The following is an 18,421-nucleotide window of genomic DNA, read 5'->3' as shown; positions in this document are numbered from 1 at the left end:
GCACATCGGCGCTTCGGCCCTCGGAAGCTTCCCCAGAGGGGACACGCAGACGCTGGCAGTCGGTTTATAGGGTTCTGGTAGCCCGCCGCAGCGGGTCCGACGCGCCGTTATCGGCAGGAGATGCCGAAAATTGAGTCCATTTTCGGCACCCCCACTCGATCTAGAGCTGGAAGCGGCTGGTCAGGCGGGTCAGATCGGTGGCCAGGCGCGTCAGCTCGTCGCTGGCGGCCGAGGTCTGCTGGGCGCCGGCGGCGCTCTGCTGGGCGATGTCGCGGATGGCCACCAGGTTGCGGTCCACTTCGCGGGCCACCTGGGCCTGCTCCTCGGCGGCGCTGGCGATCACCAGGTTCATCTCGTTGATCTGCCCGACCCGTTCGGCGATGCGCGCCAGGGCCTGGTCGGCCTGCCCGGCCATGCCCTGGCTGTGCGCGGCCACTTCGCTGCTTTCATGCATTTCCCTGACGGCAGCCTGGGTGGCGCTCTGGATGGCGCCTATCATCCGTTCGATCTCCTGGGTCGAACTGCGCGTGCGCTGCGCCAGGCCGCGCACCTCGTCGGCCACCACCGCAAAGCCGCGTCCGGCGTCGCCGGCGCGGGCCGCCTCGATGGCCGCGTTGAGGGCCAGCAGGTTGGTCTGGTCGGCGATGGCCTGGATCACCACCAGCACCTGGCCGATGGACTCCGCCTCGGCGGCCAGCCGCTCGACGGTCGCCGCCGTCTGTCCGAGCTTGCCGCCCAACTGGTCGATGCTTTCGCGGGTCGCCGCCACCTGGCGCAGGCCGTCGCGGGCTTCCTGCTCGGCGTCGCTGGACGCCGTCGAGGTACGCGTGGCGTTGCCAGCCACCTCGTCCACGGCGGTGGACATCTCGGTGACCGCCGTGGCGGCCTGCTGGACTTCGTCGTTCTGGCGAGCGATGCCGCGCGCGGTGTCCTCGGTGACCGCGTGCAGTTCCTCGGAGGCCGACGCCAGTTGGGTGGCCGAACCCTGGATGCGTCCGATCAGCGTGGCCAGCTGCTCCTGCATTTCGCGGGTGGCGAACAGGATGCTGCTGCGATCATCCGCCGCCACCGGCAGCTTCTGGGTGAGATCGCCATTGGCTATCCGGCGCAGCGCCAGCGCCGCCTCGGCGGGCTCGCCGCCCACCTGACGGAAGACGCCACGACCGACCAGCAGCGTGGCGCCAGCCACCAGCAGCAGGGTGGCCAGGCTGATGAACAGGGCCATGCGCGAAGACGCATCGAGCCCGGCCACCAGCGACACGTAGCCGGCATCGGCTTCCTGGTCGCTTTGCTTCACCAGTTCCAGCAACGGACCGCGCAGGGCGCGCCAGGCCGGGGTTTCCTGTTCGACCAGCAGCAAGCGCGCCTCGATGAGCTCGCCGACCCGGACTCGCTCGATGACTTGCGCCTGGAGCGGCGGCCAGGCACGCAGGTGGCGCCGCAGCGTCTCGGCATCGGCGACATGCTCAGGATCGTTCGCCAACAGGGCGACCAGCCGCTCACCGGCGGAATTAAGGTTTTCCAGGGCCGCCTGATGGTTCTTGTACGCCTGTTGATTCGCAGGATCGATCAGGATGTTGCGCAACGCCTGCCCCATCTGCAGGCCGTTGGCATAGGTCTCGGTAGCCAGCTGGCTGAGCGCCACGTGATGCTCCACGAACTCGACCAGTTGATCCTTGGCGCGCTGCGCATAGAACAGCGTCACCGCTGCCAGTACCAGCACCCCGAGCACGCTGGCGCAGCCCAGCAGCCACAGACGCGCCTTGAGCGTTTGCGTGCGGTTATCCATCACTCCCCCTTTTGTACTGGCGAATGGGCCTGGCGTGCCCGTTAAGGCATTTATCGGAAACAAACGGCAAAACTTGACGCATGTCACGACGCGTCGCGGAAAACCAGTGCCTTCAATCCACCGTGCGGATCGATATCGGCGAACTCCGGCGGGTTCTCCAGCCGCTGCTCGAAGCGCAGGCTCGGCGCCTCGCTGGCCATACCCTCGATCAGGAAAGCGGCGTCGATGTCCGGCGCGTTGATGCAAGCCAGCACCCCACCGCCCGGCGTCAGCAATTCCGGCAGCTTGCGCAGGATCTTGGCGTAGTCGCGGGTCAGCGCGAAGCTGCCCTTCTGGAAGCTGGGCGGGTCGATGATGACCAGGTCATACGGCCCTTCCCGGCGCACCCGGCCCCAGGACTTGAACAGTTCATGGGGCAGAAAGCTCACCCGCCCCAGGTCATGACCGTTGAGTCGGTGATTGTCCCGGCCACGCGCCAGGGCGGCGCCAGCCATGTCCAGGTTGACCACCCGCTCGGCGCCGCCGGCCAGGGCCGCCACCGAGAAGCCGCAGGTGTAGGCGAAGAGGTTGAGCACTCGCTTGCCGGCCGCGTTGTCGCGCACCCAGCGGCGCCCGTAGCGCATGTCGAGGAACAGCCCGCTGTTCTGCTTGCGGCCCAGATCCAGCTGGTAGCGCAGGCCGTCCTCGGTGATCTGCCAGCCGTCCAGTGCCTCGCCAACCAGGAACTCGGTCGGGCTGCCGGGCTGGTAACGCAGGTGCAGCAACAGATGACGGGCACCGCTGCCCTGCCAGGCAGCCGACTCGCCTAGGCGCAGCAGCAGCGCGCGCAGCGCCTCAAGGCCGTCGCCCTCCGGCTCGCGGAACAGCGACACCAGCAACACGCCTTCCAGCCAGTCGACCGTAAGCTGCTCCAGACCCGGCCAGCAACGGCCGCGACCATGCAGCAGGCGGCGGGTCTCGGCGGGCGGCGAGACCAGCGCATCGAGCACACACTGCTCCAGTGTGGCGAGGGCGTCGGGGTTCATTGGCGGTGGCACCTGCAAAAAAAAGCCGGCATTGTACTCGCCTCGCTGCCTACCGGAGAGCCACCATGCCCGTGACCCGTTTCGGAATCGTCCCCGCCCTTATCCTCGGAGCCGCGTTGGCCTTCGCTGGCTGGTCAGTGGGCCAGGGTATCGAGCGTTTTCGCCTGGCAGACCGTTCGGTGACCGTGAAGGGGCTGGCCGAGCTGGACGTGAAGAGCGACTTCGCCATCTGGACCCTGGGCTTCCGCCGGGGCGGATCGAGTTTCGACGAAGTGCAGCGCCAGCTGGCCGCGGACCGCCAGCGGGTGGTCGCCTTCCTGAGCGAGCAGGGCTTTACCGCCGAGGAGATCGAGGTGCGCCCACTGCAGGTGCAGGACCTGCTGGCCCGCGAATGGGGCAACAGCGACGTGGCGCTGCGCTTCACCGGCCAGGGACAGGTGCTGGTGAAGTCCTCCCGCGTGGATGCCGTGGCCAAGGCCGCCAACGCCAGCGATCCGCTGATCCAGGCCGGCATCCAGCTGGAGAACCCCGACGGCTTCGCCGGACCCCGCTACCAACTGCGCGGCTTCAACGAAGTCAAACCGCAGCTCCTCGAAGAAGCCACCCGCAACGCCCGCGAACAGGCCGCCAAATTCGCCGCCGACGCCGGCGCCACCCTGGGCGATCTGAGAAACGCCAACCAGGGCGTGATCCGCGTACTCGACGACGACGGCAGCGACATGGACAGCTCGCGCACCATCGGCAAGCGCCTGCGTGTGGTCAGTACCTTCCAGTTCGCCCTGGAGTGATGCGAAGCGGCCCCGGTGGGCGACCGTCCCTGTGGGGCACTACCCTGTAGGGCCGGCCTCACGCCGGCCGGAATACACCCGCCGCCTGTACCCGCTGCTTCCGCTTTCACCGCAAGGACCACCCATGCACCTGCTCCACCGCATTCCCCTTTCGCTCTGGCGCCTGGCCTTCACCGCCTGCCTGCTTGCCGTGCTGGTACTCGCCCTGCTTCCCGATCCCGACCCACGCCTGAGCACCGGCTGGGACAAGGGCAACCACCTGCTGGCCTTTGCCAGCCTGGCGTTTCTGGGCTGCATGGCGCTGCGCGGCCGCTGGCTGATGATCACGGCGGGCCTGCTCGGCTATGGCGTGCTCATCGAGCTGCTGCAGGGCCTGACCGGCTACCGGTTCGCCGAATGGGCCGACCTGCTGGCCGATGGCCTGGGCATCGCCCTCGGCGTGCTGGCTTACGTTGTGCTGCGCCCCCGTGTTTCCCACCCTTGAAGGACCTACCACCATGTTCCGCCTAGTCTTCCTCCTGCTCCCCGCCCTGCTCGCCAGCGCCACCGCCTTGGCCGACAACCGACTGACCATCGAACTGACCGGCATCCAGCACGACCGCGGTGAGCTGAGCGTCGGCCTGTACCAGGATCCCAAGACCTTCCGCAAGGAACCGCAGGCGTTCCAGGTGCACAAGCTGCCGGCCACCCCGGGCACTGCCACCCTGACCCTGGAAAACCTGCCCGCCGGCCGCTACGCGATCATGGCCTACCACGACGAGGACGGTAACGGCGAACTCAACCGCCGCTTCGGCATGTTCCCCACCGAAGGCTACGCGCTGTCCAACAACCCCACGGTGATGGGCCCGCCGAGCTTCGAGGACAGTGCGTTCGAGGTGGTGGAGGGTGGGGAGAATCGGGTGGTCTTGGAGGTGAGGTACTAAGGCGGTGCCGGCCTCCGGACCTTTAGGGGCGGCTTCAGCCGCGATGCTTTTGTGCGCCCCGGCCCACGCGCATCGCGACTGAAGTTGACTCCACGGAAGGCAGGCCGGATTGCCGAACTTCGTTCACAACCCAGCTCAGCGCCCGATCACCTCGCGGCGGAAGATGATCTTCTCGTTTCCCTTGTAGATGCCGAAGGTGGCTAGGCCGCTGGGGTTCTCGAAGCCATCGCCCTTCCAGTCGTATGTCAGCCAGTCGGGGACCTGCGGCGTGACGACTACGCTCCCTTCGCCACCCGGGCCGGGAGCGGTCAGGCGGATCACGCCCCTGCCCTGGGCCAGCGCTGAAACCTGCGCCTGGGTTTTGCCCTCCAGTTGTCCGGTGTACGAACCCAACTGCACACCGGTGATCACCGCGCAGGCATCGCTGCCATCCGGCACGAAGGCATTGCCGGACTGCCAGGTTTCCACCTGATAGGGCAGATCCAGCGGTGCGTGCTCGGGGCCATGGGCGCTACCCACACGGATTCGGCCTAGGCGGATCTCGCCGCCCGGCGTCTGGAAGCCGAATGGCTCGGATACGAAATCCGCACCACTGCCCGCACCGTGGCGGGTTCCATCGCTGTCACTCAATTGCCCGGCGGCAATCATCATCAGCAGATTCGGCGAAAAGGGCACATCGCTGGCCGCGGGACCGGTGCCGGCACGCTGGTAGACCATGTGGCCCGCCGTGAGCAGGTAAGCCTTTTCACCATCACCCGACGTAGCGTCGGGTATCACCTTGAAGTCGCCGGAACCGGATAACCGCGAGGCATCCTGCACCTGGCCCGGAGCAAAACCCAGGGTCGGGGCCAGGGTATCCCCCAGCTTCCAGAAAGCGCCCCGGTCATAGTTGCGCGTCACTGCCCCGTTGCTGCTCTTGCCTGTGATCGTGAGCTCGGGCGTCACAGCGTACTCGATGGGCTGGTCCTGGTAGCTGAAGGAGCCCGTCGCCGACACACATCCGGCCTTGAGCTCCGGCGTGTTGAGGCGCGCCTGAAGATAGGCCGGTGCGAAGCGCCCAAAAGGAGCGCTTTGGCTCATGAAGTCCGAGCCGCCAAGATAGCCGGTGCTGTGCACCTCGATAGAGAAGATGCCCACCTCGTGCAGCTTCTGCTGCAGCTCGTGACGCCCGCCCAAGGGATGGGCGTAACGGTCGATCTCCAACGGGCCGTCGACGCCATCGTCCAGCTCCTGAACGAGTGCGCGCAGCTCCAGCGGGCCGGTGAAATTCGGGGTCGGCTGCGCCGCACAGAGATTGCCATCGGCTGGCAGCGCCACCGGGGTGATACGCAGGTCGAAGGGGTCACCAGCACGCACGGTATTCCCAGCCGGCGCGAACAGCGGACAATCGGCATCGCTGCACCCCGAAAGGTATGCGCCCGTCTCGATGCAGAACCCGTAGGGCCGGGATACGACGGTCGTGCTGCCTTGCATGTCGAGCCCGTCTTCCGCCCCGCTGCCCAGATAGCGGACGTGCAGATCCAAGGCCCCGGCATCGTCATAGCGGATCGGGAACCCGCTGCGCGCCTGGGCATCGAAGCGCAGGGTTCTCAGGCTGGCGTCGCCAGCATGCGTACCGATGCTGCCGCCGGCAATCAACACCACCCGAGATCCGCTGTCCGGCGCACTGTAGGCCGACCAGAGCGCCACCGTCCGCTCGCTGCTGGCGAAGCTACCGTCCGCCACGCAGGCGCCACTGCTCTCGTCCAGGCGCATCGCTTGCACCTCGGCGGCCACCTGCTGGCCGGCAATCAGGGCAGGAACACGAATCGCGAAGCCGCTCTCCAGAATTTCCAGCCCACAGTCCCCGCGGTTGCAGCGATAGGGTTCGCCAACCAACCCCAGCTGCAGCAGGCCGGGTATCCGTTTCAGATACGCGGTGGCCGTGTCGCTATCCACAAAGGTCACCGTACCGTTGCCGAGCCAGCGATTGGCCGGCGTCAAGGTCAGGTTTTTGGTCACGGGCACAGTGCGGGAACAGCTGGCGTCGGCGCAGGCACGGATGAGCACCGGGATGGGTTCGCAACTGAATTGCGGGGTAGAAAACGAAAGTCGGTAATGGTCGACAACATGGCCACCCGAGTTATCACATAGATCCCCCAAGTCCACAGGATCCACGTACTCAACAATGGACTCTTGCCCAATGTAGACATTGCGCCCGGTTATACCGCCGCGGTAGCGGGCGCCGCCGCTGAAGTTGATCCGGACATCGCCCGCGGCATAGACAAAGGCGGGAATGTCCTTCTGGCTGTTTAGGGTGATATCACCGGTGGCGTACATCAGCAGTTCGCCGGGTGCGAAGCCCTCGAACTGGGCAGCATAGGCCAGTTGAATGTCGCCCCTCACAAACAGGCGCACCGTCCCGGCGCCCGGTAACTTGCGAATCCGGCTGGCAACACTGGCATCCAGGTCGCCGTCGATCCAGTAGCTGCCGGTGCCCAGCTCGAAAGTGGCGTTGTAGTCAGGCCTGAGGATGCCCATATAGCGATCCTCTGTGCCCTCCGCGTAGGTGATAGTCGCCGAGTTGCCCTTGGCGAACTGCCGGGCGAATACACCACCTTCCACTTTCGCGTGGGTTCCGAATTCGACTTTGCCAGTGGCATGGATGGAACCGGGAAACCGGAAGTTCTCGCCAACCTGCACGTCGCCCTGTACGTAAAGCTCGATCTGTCCCGGCGAGAATCCCTCGAAGCGCATGTAGCCGGACTTGAAACTGCCTCTCACATACAGGCGCACCACCCCGGCGCTACCGACTTGCGGACGGATGACAGTCTGCTCGGCGTTGGTAAAGGAACCGTCTACCCAATACTCGCCGGGAGCAAATTCCAGGGCGGACTTGTAGCGTGTCGTAACGCCACGCATGAGGTAGGTTCCTCCAATGCTCGTGAAGCGCAGGGTCGATTCCTGAGCCACGGTAACCGCGCCGTAGTCGCCCGCGATCTTCGACAGCTCCTTTCCGCTTTCCGTAGCTAGAGGACCATCCACTGCGTTGCCAGTGCGGAAAATGCCCGGCATCAAGGAGCCTGTCTGAAAGGCAGGGGCCGAACTGGCGGCATGTTTCCCGGTCGCAGTGCATTTGACCCCATCGCACAGTCCCACCTGATCCCCCCACGAATGGGTGTGGGTAACGGTGGGGGCGTTCAGTGTCGGGCCGCTACCATAGACCCGCGACTTGTAGCCCATCTGGATGAAGCCCGTGGGCGAATGGCTCTGGATGCCGCCCGGAAAGACCTGCGTGCATTGCAGGGCGGCCTGGGCGAGCGAGGCGAACAGGCAGGCGAACAGGCCGACAAGTCCGGGGAGTAAAGAACGAGTCGTCACGGTGCGTCCTCTTCCAGAACAGCTTCCAGCTTACGGTGTACATGGTCCGGGCTGCCCGGAGTGGAGTACTCGGCCGTGGCCCATACCGTGCATAACACCACTCCCGCTTCCGGCGGCCGGGGTATGAACTGCACCGTTACCTCGAATGCATCCAAGGCAAAGAGCTCCAGACTCATCGCACAGGTTTTCTGATTCACGAACTGAGAAATCCCCCACTCCAGCCCCGCCCGTGCCGCCTGGTAGGCGCGGGCCTGCTGCAGCGCCAGGCTGCTGGTGCTGTGCTGGGTCGCAGCCAGACGGGCCATGGCGGCGATCACGCCGGCGATGACCAGAATCAGAAACAGCGCGGCGACCAGGCCGAAGCCGCGTTGGGCGGGAGCGAAGTCAGGGTGCATTGTCGACGTGGACCTGCTGGACGAGGCTGATGGTTTCGCCGCCCTTGCTCAGGGACAAACGCAGGGTGATAAGGGCGTTGCGGGTGTGCGTGCCGTGCTGGTAGGTGAAAGCGCAGTGGGAGACGCTGTCGGCCAACGGTGTACGACTCAGGGGCGGTTTCGTCAGATCCAGCGTGTCGAAGGTCTCCCGCCATAACACTCCCGTAGCAAGATCGCAGCGGTAGCGCACCGCCTCGCGCGCCAGATATAGGCGACGTTGCGGAGAAGCAAAGGCAAAGCGGAAACCGATTGCGTCCTTCACGACCAGACGTTGCGAGGAACCTGATACATCCAGTTCAAACCGCGCGTTGGAGGGGGTGACCACACCTGGAGCCTGATATGCCCAAAGATTCTGGCCATCCACAGGCACACCACCCGACTCGGCGCCTAGGTTGTAAATCACCAGCCAACGCGACTCGGCGACAGATGCCGCTTCCAGATCGGTAACCATGCTGATACGACAAGGGTCGGTGTCACATATCGGCGGATCGTGCAGAACACCGTGTTCGTCCAGGCTGCCCTGGTAGCGCCCAACCTCGTGCAGCGGCACGAAATCCAGCCCGTTTGTTCCGGGCGATTCCCGCATGGAATTGGGCACCGCCATCCGAATATCCCTGGCCATGCGGTTCAATGCCGTCGCGGCCTGATCGGTCAGTTCCGCGCGGCGACTTTGATCCACGAAGCCCTGCAACGGGCGGGAGAGCACGGTGGAGATCATCACCGCCACGACGCCGGCCAGGGCGATGACCAGCACGAGCTCGACCAGGGTGAAGCCGTGCTGTTTCCGAAGCGGGGTGGCTTGTGGGTTGCCCTGGAGCGGCGGCCTGGTGGACAGGACAACGTTGTCCACCCTACGGGGTGAAAGGCGCATGTCAGTATTCCGCCCGATAGCCATCGAGGCTCAGTGTGCCTCCGGCTGGGTCGGTGACGGTGACGCGGATATGCAGGGCCGGGACTTTATGCCCGATCGGCCCCAGGCCTTCCGTCCCGCTCCGGGCGGCGATGTCCACTTCCACCCGGTAGTTGTCCAGCCCCTGAATCACATCGTTGTTCATATCCCGGGGCGGACGGTCGTCCAGATCGTGGTAGTCCCGCACATCGTTGAAACAGGCTCGTCCGGTGCAGGGATCTGGGGCGGATGCATAGTCCTGCAACAGAATCTCTTCCAGATACCCCTCGGCAATCGCCAGGCTCTGCTGGCGCAGCATGGGATCGGCGGAACGCGCGGTGATCGAGGCCATGGCGCTGAACAGCGCGGTGGCGGCGATGCCAACGATGACGATGGTGAGGATCAGCTCGACCAGGGTCATGCCGCGCTGGCTGGCCGCATGGCTGGCGCACGGGCCCGCCACCGGCGGCCGGAGCTCGCAAGGAACCGTGGGAGCGGACTTGTCCGCGATGCGGTGCGCACCGAACCCAGCAACTCGCGGAAAAGTCCGCTCCCACAGGGGGCGCATACTCATGGCGTCACCTCGACAAAGCCCGTTTCGTGCACGGTCATCATGAAGGTGCCCCCGACGGTGGTGCTGTGTTGCTTACTCGTGCCGCCGCGGGCGTCGAAGACCACCTTCAGCGCCGGGACCACGGACACACTGCGTGGGTTGCCGGCCTGGTAAGGACCGCCGGCCGGGTCGGCGACCGACGCCTCAGGCGCCAAGCCGCCGCAGGTCGAGTGATGCAGCAGCCGGTAGCCCGCACTGTCCAGCTCGACACGGATCGGGCAACCGGAGGCCACGGCCACCTTTTGCGCATAGCGCACGGCGGCCAGGGCCTCCTCGAAATAGACCCGCTCGTCGAAGACATCACGGGAAAAGAAACGCGGCCCCGCCACGGCGGCAAGGATGCCGATGACGACCATCACCAGGATGAGCTCGACCAGGGTGAAACCGCGTTGTGTGTTCATAAGGCATGAACCCGACGTGGGGTGGTCAAGACGCAGCCTTGGCCACCGTGGCGTCCGCGCGGTGGACAGAAACACGCTGCCCACCTATCAGCTACCAAAGAATTAGCAGTCATCGTCCACTGCGATGCTTGCCGGAGTAACGGGATCCGTACTCGTATCAGCAGCGGTGTAGGTCACTTTGCAGGTACTCGCAGCGGTAGCCTCGCCACCATTCGGTGCGAAATACAGGACGCCGGCAGACCCAGCAGCGTCGGCGGAAACTTCCACGCCATCTACTTGTGCAGCAGCAACGATGCCCGCCCGAGTCGCCGCCGGGTAGCCACCGACCATGGCGATGGTTACCCCTTCCAGAACTACCGGGCCAGTTCCTGCCAACTCCGCAGCATGCGCAATCGCCGCCGCCGAACGCAGGCTACCAGCAACGCCTTCCACCGCTGCTACCCGCGCCTGCCCCCCAAAATCCGCAAACCGCGGCAACGCAAACGCCGCCAGAATGCCCAGCACCACAATCACCATGATCAGCTCGACCAGGGTGAAACCACTCTGTTGCTTCTTCATATACAGCTCCCCCTTTGGGTGTGTTTAAAAACAAATGTCATTCGGCGACGGTAACCGCGCCGGTTCGGGTGTCGTACTCGATGCGTCGCGTGTCGCTCTGGTAGCGGTAGCGACACAGCGGCGCAGCGAATTCGCTGAGATAGGCGGCGCTGCCGCGCACGGCCACGCTGGGCGCGGAGCCGAGCAGCACGCCGCGCCAGAGTTCGGCGCAGCCTTGCGCGCCGGGTCCGGAGGCGGTCGCCATCGGCCAGCCCAGTTCGTTGACGTCCACGTCGCCGTCGCCGAAGCCGGCGACGTTGTTCAGTCCGCCGCGTCCGCTAGCGCGGTTCAGTTCCCACTGGGCGCGCACCATGGCCACGCCGGCGGCCAGGGCGCCGGCGGTGCCGTTGACCGAGGCGGCCTGGGCATCGCCGGCGGCGCTCATCAGGCGCGGCAGCGCCACGGCGGCGAGCAGGCCGACGATGACGATGACCACCACCAGTTCCAGCAGGGTGAAGCCCTGTTGCGCGTACCGGCTCATCGCACCCCCTTGGTGGCGGCGGAAAGTTCCCACATGGGCAGGAACACGCCGAGCGCCAACACCAGCACCATGCCGCCCATGGCGACGATCAGAATCGGTTCGATGGAGTCGGCCAGGCGCTTGAGGTCGTAATCGACCTCCTGCTCATAGAAGTCCGCGACCTCGATGAACAGGTCATCCAGGGCGCCGGTCTCCTCGCCCACCGCCAGCATCTGCAGCACCAGCGGGGTGAACAGGCCGCTGGCCACGGCGCCGCGGGTCAGGGACTCGCCACGCTCGACGCCGTCGCGCATGGCCAGAATGGCCTGGCCGATATGGCGGTTGCCCACGGTGTTGCTGTTGATGGCCAGGGCCTGCAGCAGCGGCAGGCCGGCGCGGTACATCATCGCGAAGGTGCGCGTGAAGCGCGCCAGGGCGATGCGCTCGAAGATGCCGCCGACAATCGGCAGGCGCAGCTTGTAGCGGTCCCAGAGGCGCGCGCCGGGCTCGGTCTGCAGCCAGCGCAGCAGCAGCACCAACCCACCAGCGAGGGCCAAAGCAATCAGCCACCACCACTGCTGGGTGAACTCGGAAAAACCGATGAGGATGCGCGTGGGCAGTGGCAGCTCGCTCTTGAACTGGGCGAACACCTTGGAGAACGCCGGGATCACCAGCAAGTTGATGACCACCAGCGCCACGCCCATGGCCAGCAGCACGAACAGCGGGTAGCGGGTTGCCTGCTGGATGCGCTTGCGGGTTTCGCGCTCCATGTCCAGATAACCGGCCAGTTGCTTGAAGGCCAAGTCGAGCTGGCCGGTGTTCTCGCCGACGCTGACCATGCTGATGAACAGCGGCGTGAACACCCTGGGATGGCTGGACAGCGCCACGCCCAGGCCGTTGCCGGCTTCCAGGTCGGCGCGTACCTCGCGCAGCACTTCGCCAAAATAGGGGTTGCGGGTGGAATCGGCCAATCCGCCCATGGCACGCAGGATCGGCACGCCGGCCTTGCTCAGGCTGTGCATCTGCCGGCAGAAGATGATCAGTTCCTCCAGCGACACCCGCTCGCGGCCCAGCAGCCGGTTGAGCTGGCGCAGCACATCCGCGCTCCCGCCGGCCGTCGACGCGGCCTGCGCCTCGATGGTCAGCGGGGTGATGCGCTCGGCCAGCAGCTCGCCGGCCAGCGCTTCGGCGCTCGCCGCCTGGCGTACGCCGCTGACCTTCTGGCCCTGGGCGTCGCGACCGGTGAAGCGGAACGCGGCCATCAGTCGAACTCCTCAACCAGACTGGCGCTGACGCGGAACACCTCATCGACGCTGGTCAGCCCGGCCAGGGCGTAGTCCAGCGCCACCGGGGCCAGCGGACGGTAGTGGGGTTGCCGGCGCGCCGCATCGACGAACGCCTGCGGGTCGTTGCGGCGCAGCGCGGCGGCCATGGCGGCGTTGACTTCCAGCAGTTCGTAGACGCCGATGCGCCCGAGGTAGCCGGTGTTGTGGCAGTGATGGCAGCCGCGGCCGCGCACGAAGCACCGACCGTTCAGCGGCCGGCCATGGATGACTTCCAGCCAGCGTTGCTCACGCTCCTCGGGCGCGTGCTCCTCGCGGCAGTGTTCGCACACGCGGCGCACCAGGCGCTGGGCCAGCACGGCGTTCAGGGCATTGGCGACCAGGAACGGCTCGGCGCCCATGTCGATCAGGCGCAGCGGCGAGGTCAGCGCGTCGTTGGTGTGCAGGGTGGACAGCACCAGGTGGCCGGTCAGCGCGGCGCGCAGGGCGATCTCGGCGGTCTCGCCATCGCGGATCTCGCCGACCAGCACGATGTCCGGGTCCTGACGCAGCGCGGCGCGCAGCACGCGGGCGAAGGTCAGCTCGATCTTCGGATTGACCTGCACCTGGCTGATGCGCGGCAGGCGGTATTCCACCGGGTCTTCCACGGTGATGATCTTGGTTTCGGCGCTGTTCAACTCGGCCAGGCCCGCGTACAGCGTGGTGGTCTTGCCCGAGCCGGTCGGGCCGGTGACCAACACCAGCCCGTGAGGACGGCGCAGCAGCTGGCGGAAGCGCTCGAGCATCTCCACCGGCATGCCAGTGCCGTCCAGGCTGAACACCCCGGCGCTCTGGTCGAGCAGACGCAGCACCACCGATTCGCCGAACTGCACCGGCAGGGTCGAGACGCGCACGTCCAGGTTGCGGTTCTTCACCCGGATGTTGAAGCGGCCGTCCTGGGGCAGGCGCTTCTCGGAGATGTCCAGGCCGGCGAGGATCTTCAGGCGCATGACCAGCGCCGAGGCGATGCGGGTTTCCTTGATCAGTTGCTCGTTGAGCACGCCATCGATGCGCAGGCGCAGGCGCAGCACCTTGTCGTCCGGCTCGATGTGGATGTCCGAGGCCTTCATCTGCACCGCGTCCTCGAACAGCGTCTGCAGCAGGCGCACCACCGGGGCGTCCTGGTTGTCCTGGCTGATGCCGCCGAAGTCGAAATCGGCTTCCTCCAGGCGCTCGTCCAGCTCGCCCGCCAGCGAGGCGATCTCGCTGCTGCGCCGGTAGATGCGGTCCAGCGCGGCCAGCAGGTCGGCCTCCAGCACCACCGCCGGATGGACACGCTTGCCCAGCAGGCGCTCGGCCTCGTCCAGCGCATAGAGGTTGAGCGGATCGGCCATGCCCAGCAGCAGGCCGTCGCCCTGGCGCGACAGCACGATCACCCGGAAACGCCGCGCCACCGCTTCGGGCAGGCTCTGGGTCAGGGCCGGGTCGAACTTGTAGTGCGGCAGCTCGACGAACGGGATGCGCAGCTGCTCGGAGAGCGCCTTGAGCAGGCGCGTCTCGCTGATGAAACCGAGGTCGACCACCGCGCGGCCGAGCTTCACGCCGGTGCGCTTCTGCTCCTGCAAGGCACGCTGCAGCTGGGCGTCGTCGATCAGCCCGGCCTCGATCAGCAAATCACCGAGCCGCACGCGGCCCTGGCGGAAATCCTGGTTCATCGCCGGCCGCTCTCGTCGAAGGAGCGCGCACTGCTCTGCAGCACCTCGTGCCAGGTCTGGTCGCCGACCACCAGCGGACGCATCAGGATGACCAGCTCGGTCTGCGTGGAGACCTTGCGCTGCTGCTTGAACAGCCAGCCGAGTCCGGGCAGGCGGCCCAACCACGGGACCTGCGCGTCGGTGTTGTCGGCGCCGTTCTCGATCAGGCCACCAATTACCACCACCTGGCCGCTGCGCGCGCGCACGATGGAGTCGGACTGGCGGGTGGTGGACAGCGCCAACGGCAGCAGGAAGGTGTTGCTGGAGCTGCCCAGCTGGATGCTCTTGTTCTGGTCCTGAACGCGGCTGACGGTGGGTCGCACGTGCAGGGTGACCTGCTCGCGCTCGTCGATCTGCGGCGTCACGTCCAGGGAGATGCCGGAGAAGAACGGCGTCAGGGTGATGTCCAGGTCCGGGGCGGTGCCGCCGCCGGCCAGGGTGGTGGTGGTGGTGGACACGTCGGTGACGAAGAACTCGTCGGTGCCGACCTTGATCACCGCCTTCTGGTTGTTCAGCGTGGAGATGCGCGGGCTGGACAGCACGCGCACGTCGCCCTGGGTTTCCAGCAACTGCAGGATGCCGTCGAAATCACCGACGCTCAGCGCCGCGCTGAACACACCGCCGATGCCCTGGGCGCCGGCCAGCTCGGCGCCGGCCAGGGCCACCCCGAAGCGGCTGTTGCGCTCGCGGCCCAGGTCGCTCCAGCGGATGCCGGCCTGGAATTCGTCGGTCAGGCTGACTTCGAGGATCTTGGTTTCCAGGATCACCTGGCGCTGCAGGTTGCGCTGCGCCTTGTCGAGGAAGTCGGCCACGCTCTGCTGGTCGGCGCTGGAGGCGCGCACCACCAGCAGGCCGGCCTGCGGGTTGACCACCACGCTGTTGCCTTCCTCGGTACCGATGATCATCGCCACCACGGCCTGCACTTCCTTCCAGAAGTCGGCGTTGCTGCTGGTCAGCAGGTGGCTGGCGCTCACCGTACTGGCGGTGCTGCTCGTGGTGGTGCCGGCGGCGCCGGCGCCGATGCTGTCGCTGGTGGTCACCTGGCCGGAGCTGACCCGGGTGTCGCTCATGCCCTGGCGCTGCACGTTCAGGTAGTTGAGGTCGTAGGTACGGGTGATCGCCTGGTTGGGCTGGATCTGGTAGCCGTAGCTGGTGCGCCGGTAGTCGTAGCCGTAGCCGTCGCGCACCGCGGCCAGTACTTCCGGCAGGGTGACCTGACGCAGGCTGAGGGTGATCTCGCCGCTGACCTGCGGCGGCACCAGGATGTTCTGCCCGGCGCTATCCATGAGGCTGAGAAAGAAGGCGCGCGCCGGCATGTCGCTGACCAGCACGTCGAAACGCGGCGCAGCGGCGCTCGGCGCAGCGGGCACGGGCGGTTCGACCGGGGCGCCGCGCGTGGCCGGCAGCGGTGCCTGCAGGGCGGCCTGGCTGTGGGCGAGGCTGTCCTGGAAGGACCGGGCGGTCTCGTCGGCCAGGCGCCGTTCTCCGTCCGGGAAGGATTGGCAGGCACTGATCAGGACGAACAGGCCGAGCAGGCCGAAGCGCGGGGCAAAGGAAAAGATCATGGCGTGTTTCGGCTCGGAGTCAGAAGGGGAGAAACCAGTTGCAGGGTGCTGCGCCGCCCCTGGCGCTCGACGCTCACCGAGCGCGCGCCGATGGCCAGCACGCGGGCGCCGTCGACGCGATCACCGACTCGCAGGGTCTGGCCGTTGATCACCGCGCGCGCACTATCGGCGGTGCGCAGGATGGCCTGCAGGCGCAGCGGTTCGAGAACCGGAGCGGGCTGGTTGGCAGCGGCCGGCAACGCCTGGCGCGGCGGCAGGGTCGGGTCGGCGGCGAACAGGGGAATGCTCAGCAGCGCCAGGGCGAGGGGCAGGCAGGACCTAAACACCGAGCCACCCCGCATGTCGGCTGAGGGTATAGAGCTCCAGGCGGATGCTCGCCTTGGCCGGCCCGGCTTCGCCGACCCGGTAGTCCAGGCTGTTCCAGTGCAGTTGCCAGCCACTGGCCTGCACGGCTTGCAGGTAGGCGAGCAGGTCGAAGTAGCCGCCTTCCAGGGTCAGGCGCAGGCCGTGGCGATAGAGCACCGAGGGGGCCTGTTGCGCATCCGGCAGGCTGAGCGGGGCGCTGAAACTCTGCAACTCCACCAGACGCAGGCCGGATTGGCGACGCAGCAGGTCTTCCAGCAGCTTCTGCATGTCGGTGGGCGAGATCAGCCGGGCCGTGCCGCTGTCGATCCCGGCGAAGATCGCCTCGCGTCGAGCCTCGGCCTCGCCGATGGCCTGGCGATAGCGGGGGTTGGGGTCGGCGGCCAGGCGTTCATCCAGCTGGCGCATGGCCGCCTGCGCCGCCGCAATGCCCTGCTCCACCTGGCGCAGGCGTTGCTCCTGGGCAACCGTACGCGCCGCCAGGGGCGCGGCCAGCCACTGCACGTACAGCAGACCAACCAGCGCCAGGCCGACCAGATACATCAGCCACTGCTCACGCGGCGCCCGCTGGCGCCAGAACTGCACGAGGCTATTCATCGCCCGGCTCCTGCTCGACCTGCGAAGCCAGGCTGAAGCGCAGCAGACCGCTGTCTTCACGCTGCACCTGCAGTTGGGCGAACTCACGGCCCTGCAACGCGGGGCTGCCACTCAGGCTGGCCAGGTAGCGCGGCACCTGGGTCTGCTCCTGCGCCAGGCCTTCCAGACGCAGCAGCTGTCCGCCTTCCCGCATGCGGATACGGGTCAGCCACAGCCCCTGGATGTGCCGGTCGGCCAGCCCGGCCAGAAGCGGCGCGAAGCCCGCGCGATGCTGGGCTTCCAGGGACAACAGGTGGTCCGCCAGCTGCTGGAGGCGCTGGTTGCCGGATTGCAGCTCGGCCAGCCGCTCGCTCAGCCCGCTGTCCAGTTGCGGCTCGCGGAAGCTGGCCTGGCGGTTGAGCAGCTCGGCTTCCACGGCACGGGACTGCTGCTCGGCGCGCGCCAGAGCCTGGCTGCCGAGGTGGCTGCGCCACAGCGTCCAGCCGCCATGCAACAGCAGCAGACACGCCAGCACGGCAAGGCCCAGCAGCATCTGCCGGGGGCGCGGACCCGACGACTGGGGCGTTTCCGGCTGGTAGAGGTTGATGTTCTGCATCAGGCGGCATCCTGGCGCAGCGCCGCGCCGATGGCGCCCAGGCATTGCACCTGCTGCAGTTCGGCCAGCTCGGCGGCCGGCTGCCCGGGGAACAGCTCGCGCAGATCGACCACCTGCAGCGGCGTGGCCAGCCCGTAGGTCAGCTCTGTGCGGGCCTCGGCGGCCTTGTGCTTCATGGGCAGCAGCAGGATGCGGTTGAGCCGGCCGGCGCCGATCTGGCTTTCGAAGTAATCCAGGCTGCGCTGGATCTCCAGGGTCATGTTGGCCAGGTCGTCGACCCCGCCCCGCGCGCCCTGCTCCAGGCGTCGCGCCATGTACAGGTCGGCGCCCTTCTGGATGCAGATCATGCTTTCCGTGGTGCGCAGGCGCAGCACGGCGATGTTAAGGTCCGGCGCCCCGGCCAGCAGGCCAAGGTTGCGGTAGGCCATTTCCGAGATGTCGATGCTGGTCAGTCGCAGGCCGCTGCCACGCAGCCAGGCGGCGTACTGGTTCATCTGCGCCTTGCCCAGTACGGCGCAATAGGCCATGCGCATGCGCCCGCGATAGGCATCGGCCGGCAGCGCGAAGCAATCCAGCACGACCTGGTCCAGCGGCTCGCCGAGCATGTCCTTGACGCGCCAGCGCATGGCGTCGCGCAGCTCATCGGCGGGAACTTCGGGGGCTTCGAGGAGGAAGGTACGGTAATCGGCGGAGTGCAGCACCAGGTTGGCGGGCAGGCCGGACAGGCCGAGCTCATCGACCAGCGCCTTGAGCACGGCGGCACGCTCGGGCAGTTCGGCTTCGCGATACACGCAGTGCAGCAGTTCAGGTGCCTGGCCGGCACGCCTGCGCACCTGCGCAAGCGCAATGCCCTGATGACTGAATTCCAGGCCCACCAGTCCGTCTGGCAGGGGCTTCGTCCTTTTCAACCACGCCACTGAGGCTACCTGTCAAAGACCGTTTCGCACCATGCCTTCCTGCGCGTGCTGCGAGCGACTACTGCTGACGATGCGGCCTGCCAACCTTG

19 protein-coding genes are annotated in these 18,421 nt (G+C 66.8%); 3 read left to right on the top strand and 16 right to left on the bottom strand.

Annotated features, from left to right (window positions below; translation table 11 throughout):
- Positions 1–160 precede the first annotated feature (160 nt).
- Both PT85_RS17470 and PT85_RS05765 read right to left on the bottom strand, forming a co-directional pair.
- Positions 161–1,225 carry a methyl-accepting chemotaxis protein gene (locus tag PT85_RS17470; RefSeq protein ID WP_139182006.1) on the bottom strand — a complete coding sequence of 355 codons (1,065 nt, stop codon included), beginning with the start codon at positions 1,223–1,225 and terminating at the stop codon, positions 161–163.
- A 647-nt stretch (positions 1,226–1,872) separates the two neighbouring features.
- On the bottom strand, positions 1,873–2,814 hold the full coding sequence (locus PT85_RS05765; RefSeq protein WP_039560412.1) for a class I SAM-dependent methyltransferase: 942 nt from the start codon (positions 2,812–2,814) through the stop codon (positions 1,873–1,875).
- Positions 2,815–2,879: 65 nt separating this feature from the next.
- Between PT85_RS05765 and PT85_RS05760 the strand changes: the two genes are divergently transcribed.
- The 3 genes from PT85_RS05760 (at position 2,880) to PT85_RS05750 (ending at position 4,525) form a co-directional block, all read left to right on the top strand.
- The gene (locus PT85_RS05760) at positions 2,880–3,602 is read left to right on the top strand and encodes an SIMPL domain-containing protein (protein WP_027591215.1); all 723 of its coding nucleotides are present in this window, start codon (positions 2,880–2,882) and stop codon (positions 3,600–3,602) included.
- Between the two features lie 124 nt (positions 3,603–3,726).
- The gene (locus tag PT85_RS05755; RefSeq protein ID WP_052237615.1) at positions 3,727–4,086 is read left to right on the top strand and encodes a VanZ family protein; all 360 of its coding nucleotides are present in this window, start codon (positions 3,727–3,729) and stop codon (positions 4,084–4,086) included.
- A gap of 13 nt (positions 4,087–4,099) precedes the next feature.
- A complete protein-coding gene (locus PT85_RS05750) occupies positions 4,100–4,525 on the top strand; it encodes a DUF2141 domain-containing protein (RefSeq protein ID WP_039606158.1) in 426 nt (141 codons plus the stop codon).
- 135 nt (positions 4,526–4,660) lie between these two features.
- On the opposite strand, the gene PT85_RS05745 is transcribed toward PT85_RS05750, so the two are convergent.
- The 14 genes from PT85_RS05745 to PT85_RS05680 all read right to left on the bottom strand — a co-directional run bounded on the left by PT85_RS05745 (position 4,661) and on the right by PT85_RS05680 (position 18,290).
- The gene (locus PT85_RS05745) at positions 4,661–7,885 is read right to left on the bottom strand and encodes a DUF6701 domain-containing protein (RefSeq protein ID WP_139181993.1); all 3,225 of its coding nucleotides are present in this window, start codon (positions 7,883–7,885) and stop codon (positions 4,661–4,663) included.
- Positions 7,882–8,280 (bottom strand): hypothetical protein, encoded by a 399-nt coding sequence (locus PT85_RS05740; protein WP_039606156.1) that lies wholly within the window; start codon positions 8,278–8,280, stop codon positions 7,882–7,884. The genes PT85_RS05745 and PT85_RS05740 overlap by 4 nt, the downstream gene beginning before the upstream one ends.
- Positions 8,270–9,190, bottom strand: coding sequence for a PilW family protein (locus PT85_RS05735; protein ID WP_052237614.1), 921 nt, complete (start codon positions 9,188–9,190; stop codon positions 8,270–8,272). Before PT85_RS05735 ends, PT85_RS05740 begins: the two co-directional genes overlap by 11 nt.
- 1 nt (position 9,191) lies before the next feature.
- Complete coding sequence (locus tag PT85_RS05730) at positions 9,192–9,776, bottom strand: type II secretion system protein (RefSeq protein ID WP_267958207.1); 585 nt, start codon at positions 9,774–9,776, stop codon at positions 9,192–9,194.
- A gap of 2 nt (positions 9,777–9,778) precedes the next feature.
- Positions 9,779–10,222 (bottom strand): pilus assembly FimT family protein, encoded by a 444-nt coding sequence (locus PT85_RS18395; RefSeq protein ID WP_039560418.1) that lies wholly within the window; start codon positions 10,220–10,222, stop codon positions 9,779–9,781.
- A gap of 102 nt (positions 10,223–10,324) precedes the next feature.
- A complete protein-coding gene (locus tag PT85_RS18360; protein ID WP_039560420.1) occupies positions 10,325–10,780 on the bottom strand; it encodes a type II secretion system protein in 456 nt (151 codons plus the stop codon).
- Between the two features lie 37 nt (positions 10,781–10,817).
- A complete protein-coding gene (locus PT85_RS05715; RefSeq protein WP_039606154.1) occupies positions 10,818–11,300 on the bottom strand; it encodes a prepilin-type N-terminal cleavage/methylation domain-containing protein in 483 nt (160 codons plus the stop codon).
- The gene (locus PT85_RS05710; protein WP_039606153.1) at positions 11,297–12,541 is read right to left on the bottom strand and encodes a type II secretion system F family protein; all 1,245 of its coding nucleotides are present in this window, start codon (positions 12,539–12,541) and stop codon (positions 11,297–11,299) included. Before PT85_RS05710 ends, PT85_RS05715 begins: the two co-directional genes overlap by 4 nt.
- Entirely contained in the window at positions 12,541–14,256 is a 1,716-nt protein-coding gene (locus tag PT85_RS05705) for a GspE/PulE family protein (RefSeq protein WP_039606152.1), read from the bottom strand. Before PT85_RS05705 ends, PT85_RS05710 begins: the two co-directional genes overlap by 1 nt.
- Positions 14,253–15,860, bottom strand: a complete 1,608-nt coding sequence (gene mshL, locus PT85_RS05700) for a pilus (MSHA type) biogenesis protein MshL (RefSeq protein WP_039606151.1) — start codon at positions 15,858–15,860, stop codon at positions 14,253–14,255. The genes PT85_RS05705 and mshL overlap by 4 nt, the downstream gene beginning before the upstream one ends.
- Positions 15,857–16,186, bottom strand: a complete 330-nt coding sequence (locus tag PT85_RS05695) for a general secretion pathway protein GspB (protein WP_234702670.1) — start codon at positions 16,184–16,186, stop codon at positions 15,857–15,859. The genes mshL and PT85_RS05695 overlap by 4 nt, the downstream gene beginning before the upstream one ends.
- A complete protein-coding gene (gene gspM, locus PT85_RS05690; protein ID WP_039606150.1) occupies positions 16,179–16,820 on the bottom strand; it encodes a type II secretion system protein GspM in 642 nt (213 codons plus the stop codon). Before gspM ends, PT85_RS05695 begins: the two co-directional genes overlap by 8 nt.
- Positions 16,813–17,415: a PilN domain-containing protein gene (locus tag PT85_RS05685; protein ID WP_027591229.1), complete on the bottom strand. Its 603-nt coding sequence runs from the start codon at positions 17,413–17,415 to the stop codon at positions 16,813–16,815. The genes gspM and PT85_RS05685 overlap by 8 nt, the downstream gene beginning before the upstream one ends.
- Positions 17,415–18,290: a type IV pilus biogenesis protein PilM gene (locus PT85_RS05680; protein WP_234702669.1), complete on the bottom strand. Its 876-nt coding sequence runs from the start codon at positions 18,288–18,290 to the stop codon at positions 17,415–17,417. The genes PT85_RS05685 and PT85_RS05680 overlap by 1 nt, the downstream gene beginning before the upstream one ends.
- Between the last annotated feature and the right edge of the window lie 131 nt (positions 18,291–18,421).

The sequence above is a fragment of the Pseudomonas flexibilis genome (assembly GCF_000806415.1).
Lineage (GTDB): Bacteria > Pseudomonadota > Gammaproteobacteria > Pseudomonadales > Pseudomonadaceae > Serpens > Serpens flexibilis.
The sequence above is the reverse complement of the archived record's forward strand: the minus strand, read 5'-3'. Positions and strand labels throughout refer to the sequence as shown.